This window comes from Clostridium arbusti SL206, assembly GCF_000246895.1.
GTDB lineage: Bacteria > Bacillota > Clostridia > Clostridiales > Clostridiaceae > Clostridium_I > Clostridium_I arbusti.
On the sequence record NZ_BAEV01000102.1, the window covers coordinates 1 to 13,819 of the forward strand.

General features: G+C 29.6%; 19 protein-coding genes. 10 read left to right on the top strand and 9 right to left on the bottom strand.

The features are described from left to right. Window positions 1-194: 194 nt before the first annotated feature. From RH99_RS15060 to RH99_RS15080, 5 genes are all read left to right on the top strand, one after another. The gene (locus RH99_RS15060; RefSeq protein WP_010240117.1) at window positions 195-1,064 is read left to right on the top strand and encodes an aldose epimerase family protein; all 870 of its coding nucleotides are present in this window, start codon (window positions 195-197) and stop codon (window positions 1,062-1,064) included. 282 nt (window positions 1,065-1,346) lie between these two features. Further along, window positions 1,347-1,649, top strand: a complete 303-nt coding sequence (locus tag RH99_RS15065) for a DUF4160 domain-containing protein (protein WP_010240118.1) — start codon at window positions 1,347-1,349, stop codon at window positions 1,647-1,649. A gap of 14 nt (window positions 1,650-1,663) precedes the next feature. Continuing rightward, window positions 1,664-1,927: a DUF2442 domain-containing protein gene (locus RH99_RS15070; protein ID WP_010240119.1), complete on the top strand. Its 264-nt coding sequence runs from the start codon at window positions 1,664-1,666 to the stop codon at window positions 1,925-1,927. A 329-nt stretch (window positions 1,928-2,256) separates the two neighbouring features. Continuing rightward, complete coding sequence (locus tag RH99_RS15075; protein ID WP_010240120.1) at window positions 2,257-2,571, top strand: DUF4258 domain-containing protein; 315 nt, start codon at window positions 2,257-2,259, stop codon at window positions 2,569-2,571. A gap of 5 nt (window positions 2,572-2,576) precedes the next feature. Beyond that, entirely contained in the window at window positions 2,577-2,807 is a 231-nt protein-coding gene (locus tag RH99_RS15080) for a type II toxin-antitoxin system MqsA family antitoxin (RefSeq protein ID WP_010240121.1), read from the top strand. Window positions 2,808-3,004: 197 nt separating this feature from the next. Here the strand turns inward: RH99_RS15080 and RH99_RS15085 are convergent, their stop codons facing one another. The 4 genes from RH99_RS15085 to RH99_RS15100 all read right to left on the bottom strand — a co-directional run bounded on the left by RH99_RS15085 (window position 3,005) and on the right by RH99_RS15100 (window position 5,721). Continuing rightward, a complete protein-coding gene (locus RH99_RS15085; RefSeq protein WP_010240123.1) occupies window positions 3,005-3,586 on the bottom strand; it encodes a sigma-70 family RNA polymerase sigma factor in 582 nt (193 codons plus the stop codon). An 82-nt stretch (window positions 3,587-3,668) separates the two neighbouring features. Then, complete coding sequence (locus tag RH99_RS15090) at window positions 3,669-4,511, bottom strand: ATP-binding protein (protein ID WP_010240125.1); 843 nt, start codon at window positions 4,509-4,511, stop codon at window positions 3,669-3,671. Beyond that, window positions 4,450-5,391, bottom strand: a complete 942-nt coding sequence (locus RH99_RS18345) for a conserved phage C-terminal domain-containing protein (RefSeq protein WP_010240127.1) — start codon at window positions 5,389-5,391, stop codon at window positions 4,450-4,452. The genes RH99_RS15090 and RH99_RS18345 overlap by 62 nt, the downstream gene beginning before the upstream one ends. Window positions 5,392-5,472: 81 nt before the next feature. Next, entirely contained in the window at window positions 5,473-5,721 is a 249-nt protein-coding gene (locus RH99_RS15100; RefSeq protein ID WP_243441506.1) for a helix-turn-helix transcriptional regulator, read from the bottom strand. 796 nt (window positions 5,722-6,517) lie between these two features. On the opposite strand from RH99_RS15100, the gene RH99_RS15105 reads away from it, so the two are divergent. Further along, on the top strand, window positions 6,518-7,447 hold the full coding sequence (locus RH99_RS15105; RefSeq protein WP_138990709.1) for a DUF4351 domain-containing protein: 930 nt from the start codon (window positions 6,518-6,520) through the stop codon (window positions 7,445-7,447). A gap of 97 nt (window positions 7,448-7,544) precedes the next feature. On the opposite strand, the gene RH99_RS15110 is transcribed toward RH99_RS15105, so the two are convergent. Together RH99_RS15110 and RH99_RS15115 are read right to left on the bottom strand one after the other, a co-directional pair. Continuing rightward, window positions 7,545-8,519, bottom strand: coding sequence for an SH3 domain-containing protein (locus RH99_RS15110; protein ID WP_010240137.1), 975 nt, complete (start codon window positions 8,517-8,519; stop codon window positions 7,545-7,547). 46 nt (window positions 8,520-8,565) lie between these two features. Then, window positions 8,566-8,763, bottom strand: coding sequence for a hypothetical protein (locus RH99_RS15115; protein ID WP_010240139.1), 198 nt, complete (start codon window positions 8,761-8,763; stop codon window positions 8,566-8,568). Between the two features lie 397 nt (window positions 8,764-9,160). Here RH99_RS15115 and RH99_RS19285 point away from each other — a divergent pair, with 397 nt between their 5' ends. The 3 genes from RH99_RS19285 to RH99_RS15125 all read left to right on the top strand — a co-directional run bounded on the left by RH99_RS19285 (window position 9,161) and on the right by RH99_RS15125 (window position 11,618). Then, complete coding sequence (locus RH99_RS19285) at window positions 9,161-9,313, top strand: hypothetical protein (protein ID WP_158511958.1); 153 nt, start codon at window positions 9,161-9,163, stop codon at window positions 9,311-9,313. A 132-nt stretch (window positions 9,314-9,445) separates the two neighbouring features. Beyond that, window positions 9,446-10,492: a cohesin domain-containing protein gene (locus RH99_RS15120; protein ID WP_010240141.1), complete on the top strand. Its 1,047-nt coding sequence runs from the start codon at window positions 9,446-9,448 to the stop codon at window positions 10,490-10,492. Window positions 10,493-10,586: 94 nt separating this feature from the next. Continuing rightward, complete coding sequence (locus RH99_RS15125) at window positions 10,587-11,618, top strand: cohesin domain-containing protein (protein WP_010240143.1); 1,032 nt, start codon at window positions 10,587-10,589, stop codon at window positions 11,616-11,618. Window positions 11,619-11,716: 98 nt separating this feature from the next. On the opposite strand, the gene RH99_RS15130 is transcribed toward RH99_RS15125, so the two are convergent. From RH99_RS15130 to RH99_RS15140, 3 genes are read right to left on the bottom strand one after another with little or no spacing between them, the layout of a single operon-like run. Further along, on the bottom strand, window positions 11,717-12,016 hold the full coding sequence (locus RH99_RS15130) for a 4Fe-4S dicluster domain-containing protein (RefSeq protein WP_010240144.1): 300 nt from the start codon (window positions 12,014-12,016) through the stop codon (window positions 11,717-11,719). A gap of 43 nt (window positions 12,017-12,059) precedes the next feature. Continuing rightward, a complete protein-coding gene (locus RH99_RS15135) occupies window positions 12,060-12,473 on the bottom strand; it encodes a hypothetical protein (protein WP_010240146.1) in 414 nt (137 codons plus the stop codon). A gap of 11 nt (window positions 12,474-12,484) precedes the next feature. Beyond that, window positions 12,485-12,967 (bottom strand): pyridoxamine 5'-phosphate oxidase family protein, encoded by a 483-nt coding sequence (locus RH99_RS15140; RefSeq protein ID WP_010240148.1) that lies wholly within the window; start codon window positions 12,965-12,967, stop codon window positions 12,485-12,487. Window positions 12,968-13,462: 495 nt separating this feature from the next. Between RH99_RS15140 and RH99_RS18350 the strand changes: the two genes are divergently transcribed. After that, window positions 13,463-13,819: Ig-like domain-containing protein (locus RH99_RS18350; RefSeq protein ID WP_138990713.1), on the top strand; the 357-nt coding region annotated here is incomplete at its 3' end.

Sequence of the window (13,819 nt, forward strand, 5' to 3'; positions counted from 1 at the left end):
CAAATTTATTATAAAATGTTAGGAATCAAGGAAAATACAAAATAATATTTAGTGTTAAAATATAAAAATTAAAGGGTTTATTAATTTTTTATAGAAGTAAATATTGTGTGAATTTATTATAAAATTTAAACGTTTAAATAGGCGAAGAAAACGAAAGTATATGTGACTACAATTATATGAAAGGAGATTTTAAAATGTTTGAAGTAAAGGAATATGAAGACAAGTACAAAATATATGAATTGAGTGACACTGAAAGTAATTCATATATAAAAGTATGTCCCGAAAGAGGAGGTATAATAATAGGTTTTGGTATAAATGATACTGAAATGTTATATCTGGATAAGGATACCTTTTATGACTTGAAATCAAGTGTAAGAGGGGGGATTCCCATTTTATTTCCGCTTTGTGGACAATTACCTGAGGGCACATATGAGTTAGATGGTTTGGAATATTCAATGAAAAATCATGGACTTGCCAGAATAAATAACTGGCAGGTGGTGGATAAATCATCAGAGGATAATGCTTCTATAACAATAAAATTCCAAAGTGATGATAACACCAAAAAATCTTACCCTTTTGATTTTGAATTTATACTAAAGTATTCATTAAAAGGTGGTAAGTTAAATATTTCACATGAATTCAAAAATAAATCGGATAGCATTATGCCTATGTCAATAGGTTATCATCCTTACTTTAATGCAAAAGATAAAACTAATGTTTATTATGATACAAATGCTACTAAATTATTAGATAGTAATGATATGAAAGTTAAACCTTATTCCCGTGAAAATATTGATATATCAGAAAGTGTGGAATCCAAGGTGTTATTAGATCATGTAGGAAACTCTTTTTCATTTAATTTAAAAGACCTCAATAGAAAGTTTACTTTTACTTATGATGATTATTTTAAATATATAGTTGTATGGTCAGTGAGTGGAAAAGATTTTATATGTGTGGAACCTTGGTCTGCTCAAAATAGTTCTCTCTATACCAAGAAAGATTTGATAAACATTAATCCAAATGAGAACTTGAAGATGAATCTTTCTATAGAGGTTGAGGTATAAGATATAGCAAGTTCGGGCAAGCCCTCACTAATCACTAAGGGGTCAGTCCCTCAGTTGAAAAATGGAAATAAGTTTGGTTAATAGAACAGAGCAATTGCTCTGTTTTTTAATACCTTAAAAATAAACATTTGACGAAATTCATTTAAATATGTGATGAAATTTTATGAAAAATGGTTATACTATAGCTAATTAATGGAACTTTTTAAATGTTGAGAATAATAAAATAGTATATAGATTATAAATAAAATATACGTTAAAATATATATAATAAGAGATTTTTATATGATTTTAATTTGGAAGGAAAATAGAATGGGAGAACTTGCTAGATTTGAAGATATTAGAATTAAAATGTATCCTATGGATACTCAAAAACATAAGGAACCACATTTTCATGTTATATTAACTGATGGTAAAAAAGCTTCAATTTCTATTGCAAATGGAAAACTACTTGAGGGTAAATTAAATAAAAGACAGAGGGATTTCATAAAAGCTTGGATGTTAATTCATAAGGAAGAACTCTGGGATAGATGGAATAAAGCCGTATCAGGAGAATTTATTGAAAAAATTGAACCAAAACAAATATAAGGGGAGGAAGGTTTATGCAAAGCCCGGATATAAAGAGTGTAGAGATTTTAAAAGAATATAGTTTAATATTAACTTTTACAAATGGAGAAATAAAAATATTTAACATGAAACCATATTTAAAATATCCTATTTTTAAACCATTAAATAATGAAAATGAATTTGAGATGTTTTCCATTATTGATGGTACTATAGAATGGAATTGTGGTGCAGAATTAAGTACTGATACTTTTTATTTAGGTAGTAAGAAATTTAATAAAGAAGAATTAAAGGAAATGTGATGAGGCACTATTTATAAAATAAAAATATTATCCTGTTATTAGTAAGTGGTCCCTAATGGTCCCACTAAGACCTTCAGGGGTCGTGAAGAAATTATGAACTAAGAGGTACAAAAAGGATAGGATAATAAGAGAGAATCGTCATTTTGGTGGCGGTTCTTTATGTTTTTGTGGTTAAACATAAAATTTAACGAATTTGAATTTTATAATTAAGGAGTAGACTATCATATATATTTGGTAATAACAAGAAAAATCTTTACTTAAACTGAAGATTTTTTTATGCTTGTGATATAATAATAGTATATTTATAAGCTTAAAGGGAGAAAATCATAATGAATTTTAATATAGATATTATAAGAGAACTTGTAAAAGCCAATAAGATTCAATGGCGTGGACATATACTTGTAAGAATGCAGCAAAGAGGAATAAAAATAAAAGATATAACCGATTGCTTAATGGATGGTGAAATAATAGAATATTATGAAAGTGATTATCCTTTTCCAAGCTGTTTAATATTAGGATTTACTAAGAAAAATAGTGGAATTCATGTAGTATGTGCTGTTGGACAGGAATATGTTTGGATGATAACTACGTATTATCCGGATAAAGATGAATGGTATGAAAATTTAAAAACAAGGAGGAGGTAATTTATATGAATTGTATTTTATGTAAGTCTAATTTAGTTAAAGGTAAAGTCAATCATATTGTAGATTTAGATGGACATATTATTATAATTAAAGGAGTTCCAGCAAATGTTTGTAAACAATGCGGTGAATATTTTATTGAAAATGATATAGCATTAAAATTAGAAAAAATAATTGAAGAAGTTGTAAAAAATAAGGCTGAAATATTTGTAGTAAACTATTCTGAAACGGCAGCATAAGGAAGGGGGCAGTCCCTTAGTTGAAAAATGGAAATAAGTTTAATTTATAGAACAGAGCAATTGCTCTGTTTTTTCATGTTAGTAGAAAGTTATAGATGATATTTTTTTAACACGGTGGTGTAAAAAAATAGGGAAACCGTAAAATTTTACACCGCAGGTGTGAGAAAATGGGTAAAAGAAGTTGGGTGAGAAAAAAATTACTTTCTCACAGCTGCCCTTATCTTCTCCAGTGCCTTTCTCTTTAGCTCAACAGCTTGCCTATATTTAATATTACAGGTAGCAGCTACTTCTTTTAGCGTTTTATCTTGAATATACACTCCATATATTATTTGCTTTTCTTCCTCAGGAAAGCTATTTAATACTTCTATAGCTCTTTTAGTTTCTTCATGGGCAATAACTTCGTCTTCAAGGGTGAAGTCATATACCTGGATACCTAGAATGCCTTCGTCTTGAATTTCTCTGTAGTGCTTTATATGGCCTTTTAAAAGAGCTTTGAAATTATTTATAATTGCATTGTTGCAGTAGGTGGTGAAATTGTTGCTTCCAAGTTTATAAAGCTGTACAGCTTTTATTATGGATAGGAATCCATGCTGTATAAGGTCTTCAAACTCATGAGAGGGAATTATGTATTTTCCCGCATGTTTCATTATAAAGTAATTAAATTTATTTAAAATTGTCTCCATGGCTTCATTGTTTCCCTCTTTAGCACTTTTCACTAAAGCTTCCATGTCTACCTTAGGAAATTTTGAATTGTCCCCATTTTTAATAGATTGCCCCATAATTACACCCCTCATAATATCTAATATAGATTAATGTCGTATCTTTGACTTGCTATTTATTTTCACATGCCTTAACTGAAGTTTAGGAATTAAGAAGTTCCTGAAGAAACTTTTGACTTTTCTCTTTGCCCTGAATTTTTCTTATATCTTTGCCAGTATTATTTATAAAGCTGCACATACCAAGGAGTCTGCTGTAGGTTCTATCATCATATCGCTCTTTTAATTCCTCAAGGCTCATGTTTGTGGTTACAATGAGAGGAAGATTTATAACGTTTCTCTTTTCTATGATTTGATATATCATAGCTCTTGTCCATTTTGTATCTTCCTCTGTACCAAGATCATCTATTACCAGTAGATCAGCATTTTCAAGGCTGTTTAGTACTGTGAATATGCCTTCATTACCCCAGGTTCTTTTGCTCTGAGCTATTCTTTCTGTAAGACCTATAGCACCTACACATATGACAGGTACCAGTCTTTCCATAAGAGCGTTTGCTATGCAAGCAGAAAAATAAGTTTTCCCATTGCCAGGGGTTCCATGTATAAGTATTCCCTTATTTTCTGCTTTCATATTTGAAAATTTATTAATATATTGATTTGCCACCTTATAAAGATTTTTATTGCCAACACTGTGATTCCAGTTTCTTAGGGTACATTTTCTAAACTTGTCATTCATGAGGCTGTTGGAGATTACCTGTTTTAGCCTTATCTGTTTTTCCATGTTTTTATCCTTTAGTCTTTGGGCTTCTAGAGCATTTCGTCTGCATTTGCAGGATCTTGGATAAACTCTTGTACCAAAACAAGTTGTTACTGCAATGCCTATAGGTTCAGTGCATACACTGCATTTAGGAATATTATTAATATCTTTACACGGTGAATCCAAATTCGGATTCTGTGATTTCTCCAGAATTTTTTTCATTGCCAGCATGTTCTTTTTCCCTCCTGTTGTTTTGATTTAAATAGCTTTCAAAATTTGTGCCAAACAGTGTTATTGGTCTTAGATACTGCTCCATATCTTTCTTTAACCAGTCCTTGGCTTTATTATCTATAACCTTGTAGAAATCCTCTAGAGTAAAACCTTCTTTCTGCCTAGCGTTTATGAGATTTTGTGTTTTTTGTGTGGTAGATTTATAGCTTGTACCACATTTTTGGTTTAAATAGTCCACCACATCACCATGTATGTGTTTTTTAGTAGAAGAATCTTTAGTAGAAGGATCTTTTAGTAGATTAATACTTTGTTCGGGATTTTTATCCTTAAGGCTCTGGGATTCATCTCCCAAAGGGTATGGATTCATTTCATCACCTGGTTGGGACTCATATCCTAAAGGGTACGGATTCATTTCATCACCTGGTTGGGATTCATATTCTAAAGGGTACGGATTCATTTCATCACCTGGTTGGGATTCATATTCTAAAGGGTCTGGATTTATTTCATCACCTAGGTTGGATTTATATCCTAATGGGGATGGATCTTCATTCATACTGTAAATTAAATTAATATAGTTTGTACCAAGTTTGTAGTAAGAGTAAGTACCCTTACATTTTATAGTTGCATGCTCTAATATGCCGAGTTTTGTCATTTTAACAAATCTTCTGTAGATACTGTCCTTTTTTAATGCTATTATAGGTATGTCCAGTATTATATTTTTATAATTAACCCAGTAATAAGTCTTCCCATTTACTTTTTCCTCATGCATGTTCCCGCTTTCTTGAAAATCTACAAAATATCTTAGCAGCAGTGCATCACTTACATCAAGACCAAATTCAATTAGTTTAGTTTGGCTAAAACCAAAAACAGTGTATTTCATATTAGTGACTCCTTGTATCTAGTGTACAAAGTATTATAAGCCCTTTGTCATAGCGTTTTATAATTATTCATAGTGTCATTATTATATTAGTGAAATGCACATAATTAATAGAAATATGCTTTTGTTATGTATACTTGCAAATAAATCTTCAACCCTTACTCCAAAGGCCTTTGCAATATTCTTTTGAGATATTTTACTTGGAATGCGTATTCCACCTTCCCAACTTCCGTATAGCTTACGGTCTGTTAAGCATCTTTCGGCAGCCTCCTTTTTTGTCCAATCTTTATCCATTCTCAAAAATGCCATCCATTTATTCCATTTGTAATTCATTGTTTTCTCTTTAAATAATTTATACATATTTATCTTACCAGCCTTCCTTCTTAGTTTTCATTTTCAATTTGCATACAATATTTATTTGTATTGATGATAATATAATATGTTATTACATATATTGGCAATACCCTGTTTTTGATAAAAAAGTTAGTTTTTAAAGACTATTCTTTATTTTCTAACTATACCTCTTGTTTTCTTTTATTTATATATAAAATACCCCTTTTTGAGGCATTTTATATTATTATTTTTATACAGAGCAACAATTTACTTTTGTGAATTATTTTTACGGGGAAAATTGAGTATTATCAAGGATTTTGAGAGGATTTGATAATTAAAAACTTAAATGAAAAGTATAATAAGATTAAAAATATATTTACAAATACTTACTGATAGACTTCAAAGTTGGATTTACAATTATATGTTTTTATACATAATATTACAATTATTTTAGAAAACACATATTTGTCAAAGATTAATGATAAGTTATATTAATAGTTTAAATAATAAAAATAAAGAGTAATAAAGGATTAATATTCCAATGTTAGTCTTTATTTTTGTTATGGCTATAGCAACTATATTATCAATGGTATAAGGAATCTGTTGCAGAGATAATATCTAATTCTTATCAATTTCTAGCATATCTTTAAGCCTTAGTATTTTATTAGAACTTAATTCAGTTAATTCAGAATTATATTTTTATTTCAGATAATAAAATTGATATATTATGATGAAGTTCTTATAAAAATTGGATATAATATAAGTAATAGAGTGTTATTTAATGAAAGGGAAAAATATGAGTAATGATTCTAAGGATAATACAAGGAAACATATTTTTGATGAAACAATAAAGGCATTAGAGAAAAAAGACGCTAAAAACTTAGCTACAATAGGAATGCCAGAAATAGAGAATGCGGAAGAACTGAATTTAGAATTTAGTGAATTGTCAATGTCAGATATGAAGAGAGCGGATTATGTAGCAAAGGTTGAAATGAATGATGAAAGATTTATACTCCATATGGAATTTGAATCGAATTACAAAAGCAACAGGTCAATGAATAAGAGAATGCTTAGATATCTTAGTGGTATAAATTGGTATGATAATTTACCCATATATCAAGTTCTAATAATATTAAAACAGCCGAAGACAATAAAAAGTATTAATAACAAAGTTGAAATGATTGTGCAGGGAGAACGGGTATTAGAATACAGCTACAAAGTGGTAAAAGTGTATGACATGGATAAGTACGAAGTATTAAACAGTGATAGATTAGTATTATATCCTCTAAGAATATTTATGCAGCATGGGAATGAAAATGATGAGGAGCACATTAAAGAATGTCTTAAAGTTGTAGAAGAGCTTGAAGATAAAGACTATTATTACCTGACAGTGGAATTAAGTAAACGACTATATAAATTTGAAATTGTGGAAAATTATATAAAGGAGGAAATTTATATGTCATCTGCACTTTATAAAGAACCTTATGATAAAGGTAAAGAGGAAGGAATAAAAGAGGGAATAAAAGAAGGAATAGAAAAGGGAATAGAAAAGGGAATAGAAAAGGGAAAGTCTGAAATAATACTTAAACTACTGATAAAAAAATTTAAAAAATTGCCTGAGGGATATATTGAAAAAATAAAGAATCTTTCTAATGATACCTTGGAAGTTATTGCTGTAGATATATTTGATATAGATAGTTTAGAGGAACTTGAAAAATATTTTTAGCAGTAGTGAGAGATTGAATAAATATATTTTTATTCAATAGTAATTCAAATCATAAGAATAAAGACTAACAAAGGATTGATAGTCCAATGTTAGTCTTTTATCTCCATTTATTATCGCTTAGTCCATAATCTCTATCCAAATAGAGATTAGATCCGTGAACAGACCCCTTGCCAGTAGCTATAGCTGTTTTTCTTGAGCGAATATCTTCATTATTGCTGGCAGAAGTATCTGCTACTGCCTTTGCCATAATTCCAAGAAGCTCTTTTTCAGACATATTAGTTTTTTGTTTCAGGGAGGTATCAATAATTTTTGCAGCCTTTGAGTTTATGCCTCCATTTTGCGTTACAATATCAAAGGCAAGGGAGAAACCTCTTACTGTTTTTAAATTGTATTTATCACAGATAATCATTGACTGTTTAACCATGTATACTTCTGCATCTGATTCAATACTTATAAAATCTTTATTGTTACATAAGTTATTGAGTTGTGAATACCAGGGATTCTTAATTTCATTTTTAGAATCATTAATACCTTTAGCCCACTTAAGTTGATTCTCTGGAGTATCAAGTATCATTTTATGTATAGAACTATAGTTTGTACCAAAGATACTTTTCATTTCAGTATTATATTGCCTGTCCATTCTATTTAGTAAAGGCTGTAGTGTTTCTTCACCTATACACCATTGAAGGTACCCTAGAGATAAGCCTGCACCATCAAAATTTCCAGTAACTAGCTTGGAATTACCAACTTCAAATTTTTTCGTTATATTTCTTGCAGTATTAACTACACTATCTGGTGGTGATGTGTAAGGTTGTATATATGCATTAGATACATAGGCAAAGCTATTGTTGTAAATAATTTTATCCCATACATTTTTGTTAGCATCTACGGTAGTATTTATAATATCAACTTTATTATAGTTATACAGAAATCCATTTACAGTACCACTCAAATTAGGAGCTGATCTTACTTTAAGATCAATTTGAAGTTCAGGATTATATACATATCCTTTTTTAGTACTAGCTGATGAATTTGGAATGCTTGTACCAATTTTTTTTGATAATAAAGTCATATCATATAAATCAATTATTCCATCGCTATTTAGATCGTATTTTATATTATAATTTTTGTCTGATTTTTTTTATATTGTAATTGGATGAAATAATAGCTAAATCCTTAATATCCACTATTTTATCAGCATTAACATCTAGATTTGTAGTTGTTTGTGATGCTGAATATATTTTTGAATTAAAATTAATGGTGATAAATAGAGTCGTAAATAATGAGAGCACTATAATAATTGCTATTTTCTTCATTAATTTTCTCCTTGTTTAATTAAATTATTTTACCTTATGTACACAATTATAGCAAATTACTAGAATAAAATGTTGAATGTAGGTGAAATACTAGATTTTTAGTTGAAGCTATACATTGATAAAATACAATAATAGTTGACTTGATTCCTTCACTAATAATGATATTTCAAATGACAAGGTCTATATTAATAAAGGAAAATATGATGTAATATTAATAAAGGAAAATATGATGTAATATTAATAAGGCATGTGAAAATAAATAACAAGTCAAAGATGCGACGTATATTTTGAATTATACGAGGAAACAGGTTCTGATGATAGTGGTGCTATCAGAAGGTTCTGTTAACGTAGTATAATTCAAAATAGACTAGTATACTGACTAGTTATTTATTTGAATATGCCTAATAGTGATAAATCAAATAAGATTGATATCAAGTATATTGCAAAAGCATCGAAGAATTATAATATGAAGAATTATAATATTGTAATATTTAGTAGAAGGATGGAACTGGATTTTGGAGTAGTTGCATTAATTTTAATTATCTTATGAAAATATTTTAAAAGTAAAGGAAAACAATGTTGGATTTGTGAATGGATAAGTGATCTACAATAAACTACATAGATTTTGATTTACTGTTTATGAATGCGTTAAACATAACTTATATTGAAAGGGTGATAATTAGTGAAGTTAAAAAAGATAACAATAGTTTCTATGTTTTTATTGTTTATATTAAGTGTAATTTTACCATTTAATAATACAGTAGAAGCGGCTACAGGTTCACAAGTTTCATATTCATTTAGCAGCAGCAATATTCAAGGTGGACAATCTTTTGATATTACTGTAAATGCATCAAATGTATCCAATTTATATGGTGCTTCTTTGGATTTTAGTTATAATCCAGCTTTAATACAGATTAAAGGAATTGATAAGGGAAACATTTTTAAGAATTCTGGGAAGATGGTAAATAGCTATACACCTATTAATGATATTAAAAAGGGAATTATAAGTTTCACAGAGATGCTTCAGGGAAATGTTTCTGGACTATCAGTTAAGGGTAATAACAGTTTATTTATTATTCATGCTAAAGCTTTAAAGTCAGGAACAATACCGTTAAAGACTATTTCTAATAATGTTACAAATGGTATGTCTGCCTATGGAAATAATATTTGTGTGAAATTAGCTAACAGTAATGCAACTAGTATTTATTATACTCCAGTTAACAGCAGCATAAAAATAAATGATACTAGCCTGTCAGTGAATGAAGTAAATAATAGAAGTACAACTATTAGTGGAAAGACAATAGGTAGCGGAACAGTTAATGTGAAAATTGGCAGTAAGACTTATACTGGTAAAGCTAATAGTGCAGGAGCTTATAGTATAAAGATACCAGTGCAAGCGGCAGGAGCGAAGGTATATATAAATGTAAAGAATGGTTATGGATATACAAGTAGTACAAAGACAATAACAGTGGTGGATAGAATAGCACCAGCAGTGCCAACAGTTAATACAATAAACACTAAATCAAGAACTATAACAGGAAAGACAGAGGGATATGCTACAGTGATAGCTTATGTGGGGAGTAAACAGATAGGCAACTCCAAGGCAGATAAGAATGGATATTATACTATAAAAATATCTAGTCAAAAAGTAGGAGCTAAGATAAGCGTAGTGGCTGTAGATGGTTCTAAGAATAGAAGTTCGGGAAGGGTTAGTGTAGTTAGGAAATAGGATAATATAATGTAAGAGAGTATTGGAATGACACAGAAAATTTGTTAAGATAAAAAAGGCATGAATTACTATTAGTTATGGAGGAGAGGACATTTTGAAAAAGATTTTTAGTTCAATCCTTATATTTCTTTTACTCATGGGAAATACAATTGTATTTGCAGATACTAAGCCCAGTGTGAATATTGATATAAAGGGGAATATAGAAACTGGACAAAGTATACAGATTTTAATCAATGTATCCAATATAAAAAATTTATATGCTGGCGCAGCAAAGTTTAAATATGACAAAAATATTTTAAAGGTAACGGGCTTTGAAAAGGGAGATTTAATAAGTAAAAGTGGTGTAAATGTCTTTGATGCTGGGAATAATGTCGATAATGATAATGGGATAGCTGAATTTGGTGGTTTTTCCTGCCTCGGACAGGTAGCAGGCTTTTCGGGTTCTGGAACCTTCCTAATAATTAATGCACAGGTTTTAAAAAAGGATAATTTTCATATAAAAAGTGTACCACTATTAGCTGATCCAAATGAGGATAATAATTTAAAGATTCAGCTCATTGATAACAATATAAAGGACATAAATTATAATTTTACAGGCTATGATTTTAAAGTGAAATCTGAGAGCAGTGGCACAGCTTCTCAGCCAGGCAGTGGTAATAATGGTGATGGCTCCAAGGGTTCAGGTTCAGCAATTGTGGATACGAAAAATAATAATAGCACAAATGCTTCAAATAAAGATAACAGTGTAAATAGTAAACCTAAAGATGATAATAGCAATAATACTGCAAGTGGAAAGGGCGATGAAAATTCAAATAGTAACGCTGTAAATAGTGTAGATAGCAAATCTCAGGACAATGCAAGTAGTAATGCCCCTAATGCTACTGATGAAGGTAGTAATATTAGCAATAAAAATGATTCATCTAAAGAACAGAGTAATAAAGATTTAAATGAAGATGTTACTTCACAAAGTGGTGGTAACCCTGAAAATAATACTAGTTCAAACAAAATTGTTGAAGCTGAAAGAAAGATTAATATCTATACAATAGGAATTGCTGTGGCAGTAATTTTAGCTTTATGTTTTATAGTATTTAAATTTGTTTTGAAGAAAAAGAAGAAAGATGAATAAGATTCATTGGTAATTGATTGAATAAAAAAACAGCCATACTTAAGGTAGAGGCTGTTTTTCTATTATATATTATTTATTACATGAAGGATAGATATTATTTACGTTAAAATTATAGGCTTTTGATTTAAAAATCTAAGTGCTGCTCTTTCCACATAGCTTGTCATTGAAATAGCACCCATGGCACAGGCATTAGAACATCTTCCACATCCACTGCATTTTTCAGGTTCTGTTAACCAGGGAACATATACTCCCTCAACGTTAGTTTTCATCATTTTAAGAATATCTTTTTTACACCTATTAACACAACTTCCACAGCCTTCACAATTAACGGGTATTACCCAGGGCATTTTACCAGGAAGTTTTTCTTTAACATTATTCTCAGTAATTTTTGAATACATTTTAAACACCCTTTATTATTAATTATTTCAATTTTAGTTTTAGTTATATATCTGATGGTGGGTCATCTTGCCATCTGATTTCATCATAATTTTTCATATCTTCATATCCTAAGGTGTCAAGACGTATTCCTGCTTCAGCACCAGGTTTTGTACAATAGACTTCTTCTACAGTAATTTCAAGGTTTGAATCCTTTAGTTTTGCAAGTCCTTTAAATTGGTATGGTGCACGAACTGCTCCTAACTGACCAGGAGCGGCTGCCACATATGGATTTTCTAAAATATTATTTTCTATTCGTTTTATTTGACTAGGTTTTAAGGAAGCAATAATAAGATCTCCATTAACTTTACTTGAATTAACTACAATAACAGTTGGAAAACCATTTTTAGTTGCTGTTGCTATATGAATTCCGAGTTTACTAATCCAATTACTCATTCTTTGTGTTAAATTTATAGACATATCATGACCCCCTATATAATTTTTTGTCCTGCATTGTCAGGATCAAAGGAATAAACTTCTTCAACTTTTAATACAATAAGACCGCGTTGTGAAAGTTTAGGTGGTGCAATATCTGGTGGAACTTCATCTGGGGGCTCTTTAGCTGCCCAGTCTCCCCATTCCTCTAAAACTTCTCCTGCCACAATATCATTCCATTTATAAGATGCAGCAGCGGCATGACTGATTACAGTACAAGGTCCTCTAAAGGCCCAAGAATGTTCTTTAACAGGATGAGCAATAGTTATAACTCCAATTGGATTTTCATTTAAATTAACTTTAGTTTTTTGGGCAAACATTTCAGCAATCAAAATATATTGATTTTTATAACTGGTAACAAATCTTTCTGCTACTATGTTTGGTTTTCCGTCCTTACTGCAGGTGGTGAGGTGAACTACCGCTCCACCTTTTCCAACAACCTTTAATACATTTTTCATTTCCTCTGTTAGAATTGTCATAAATATTAACGCCTCCCAGGATATGTTTTATTTTAAATAAATTGATTTGAATAGCATATTATTATAGTAAACATATATGTTTACTATAATAATAGAATATGGAAATTATAATGTCAAGGAAATAATAGGTTAAATGGAAATAATAGTATAAATTATTTAATATATTAATCTGTAATTATCATCAATATAAGTATTAAATTAATTATATTAAAGTTAGTAGGAAGAAAGGTATCTGTTCTACTGGGATTTAGTTTAAATCAAATGCTAAAAAATTTATATGCCTGTATAATAAGAGTAAATACAGCAAAAAAGTAGAGAACTTTAATTGAAAATTTAATATAAATAAATATTTAATAAAAAATAATAATTATGAATAATATTAGCAATATTTTTCGTAATTATTATTTTTTTGTTAATGATTGGCTAGAAATACCATATATATTGATGGTATAATATGGAGAATATATTAGATAGGGGGAATATTAATTGAAAAAAATGAAAAAAAACCTAAGTATATTTTTTATTGTATTATTTATGTTAAGTACTTATTTTATTTTAAACTATAATGGAAATACCTTTAGTTTTAACAACAAAGTTTATGCAGCAACAGTATCAAAAACGGTAAAAGTAACATCAGTAAGTGTGAATAAAACTAAAAGTACACTTACAGTAGGAAGAAAAGATACAGTAGTAGCAAAAGTGGCACCGAGTAATGCTACAAATAAAGGTGTTACATGGAGCACCTCCAATGGAAAAGTAGCAACAGTATCCAATGGAGTGGTAAGAGCAGTAGGAAAGGGAACAGCAACTATTACAGTAGCTACAGTGGACGGCAAAAAGACGGCTAAATAC

Excerpts from the sequence above, each read along its gene's own strand:
- RH99_RS19285 (WP_158511958.1), top strand. The coding sequence starts at position 9,161 with ATGCCTAATAGTGATAAATCAAATAAGATTGATATCAAGTATATTGCA.
- RH99_RS15140 (WP_010240148.1), bottom strand. The coding sequence starts at position 12,967 with ATGACAATTCTAACAGAGGAAATGAAAAATGTATTAAAGGTTGTTGGA.
- RH99_RS15075 (WP_010240120.1), top strand. The coding sequence starts at position 2,257 with ATGAATTTTAATATAGATATTATAAGAGAACTTGTAAAAGCCAATAAG.
- RH99_RS18345 (WP_010240127.1), bottom strand. The coding sequence starts at position 5,391 with ATGAAATACACTGTTTTTGGTTTTAGCCAAACTAAACTAATTGAATTT.
- RH99_RS15070 (WP_010240119.1), top strand. The coding sequence starts at position 1,664 with ATGCAAAGCCCGGATATAAAGAGTGTAGAGATTTTAAAAGAATATAGT.
- RH99_RS15065 (WP_010240118.1), top strand. The coding sequence starts at position 1,347 with ATGATTTTAATTTGGAAGGAAAATAGAATGGGAGAACTTGCTAGATTT.
- RH99_RS15085 (WP_010240123.1), bottom strand. The coding sequence starts at position 3,586 with ATGGGGCAATCTATTAAAAATGGGGACAATTCAAAATTTCCTAAGGTA.
- RH99_RS15130 (WP_010240144.1), bottom strand. The coding sequence starts at position 12,016 with ATGTATTCAAAAATTACTGAGAATAATGTTAAAGAAAAACTTCCTGGT.
- RH99_RS15105 (WP_138990709.1), top strand. The coding sequence starts at position 6,518 with ATGAGTAATGATTCTAAGGATAATACAAGGAAACATATTTTTGATGAA.
- RH99_RS15110 (WP_010240137.1), bottom strand. The coding sequence starts at position 8,519 with ATGACTTTATTATCAAAAAAAATTGGTACAAGCATTCCAAATTCATCA.
- RH99_RS15115 (WP_010240139.1), bottom strand. The coding sequence starts at position 8,763 with ATGAAGAAAATAGCAATTATTATAGTGCTCTCATTATTTACGACTCTA.
- RH99_RS15090 (WP_010240125.1), bottom strand. The coding sequence starts at position 4,511 with ATGCTGGCAATGAAAAAAATTCTGGAGAAATCACAGAATCCGAATTTG.
- RH99_RS15080 (WP_010240121.1), top strand. The coding sequence starts at position 2,577 with ATGAATTGTATTTTATGTAAGTCTAATTTAGTTAAAGGTAAAGTCAAT.
- RH99_RS15100 (WP_243441506.1), bottom strand. The coding sequence starts at position 5,721 with ATGAATTACAAATGGAATAAATGGATGGCATTTTTGAGAATGGATAAA.
- RH99_RS15060 (WP_010240117.1), top strand. The coding sequence starts at position 195 with ATGTTTGAAGTAAAGGAATATGAAGACAAGTACAAAATATATGAATTG.
- RH99_RS15135 (WP_010240146.1), bottom strand. The coding sequence starts at position 12,473 with ATGTCTATAAATTTAACACAAAGAATGAGTAATTGGATTAGTAAACTC.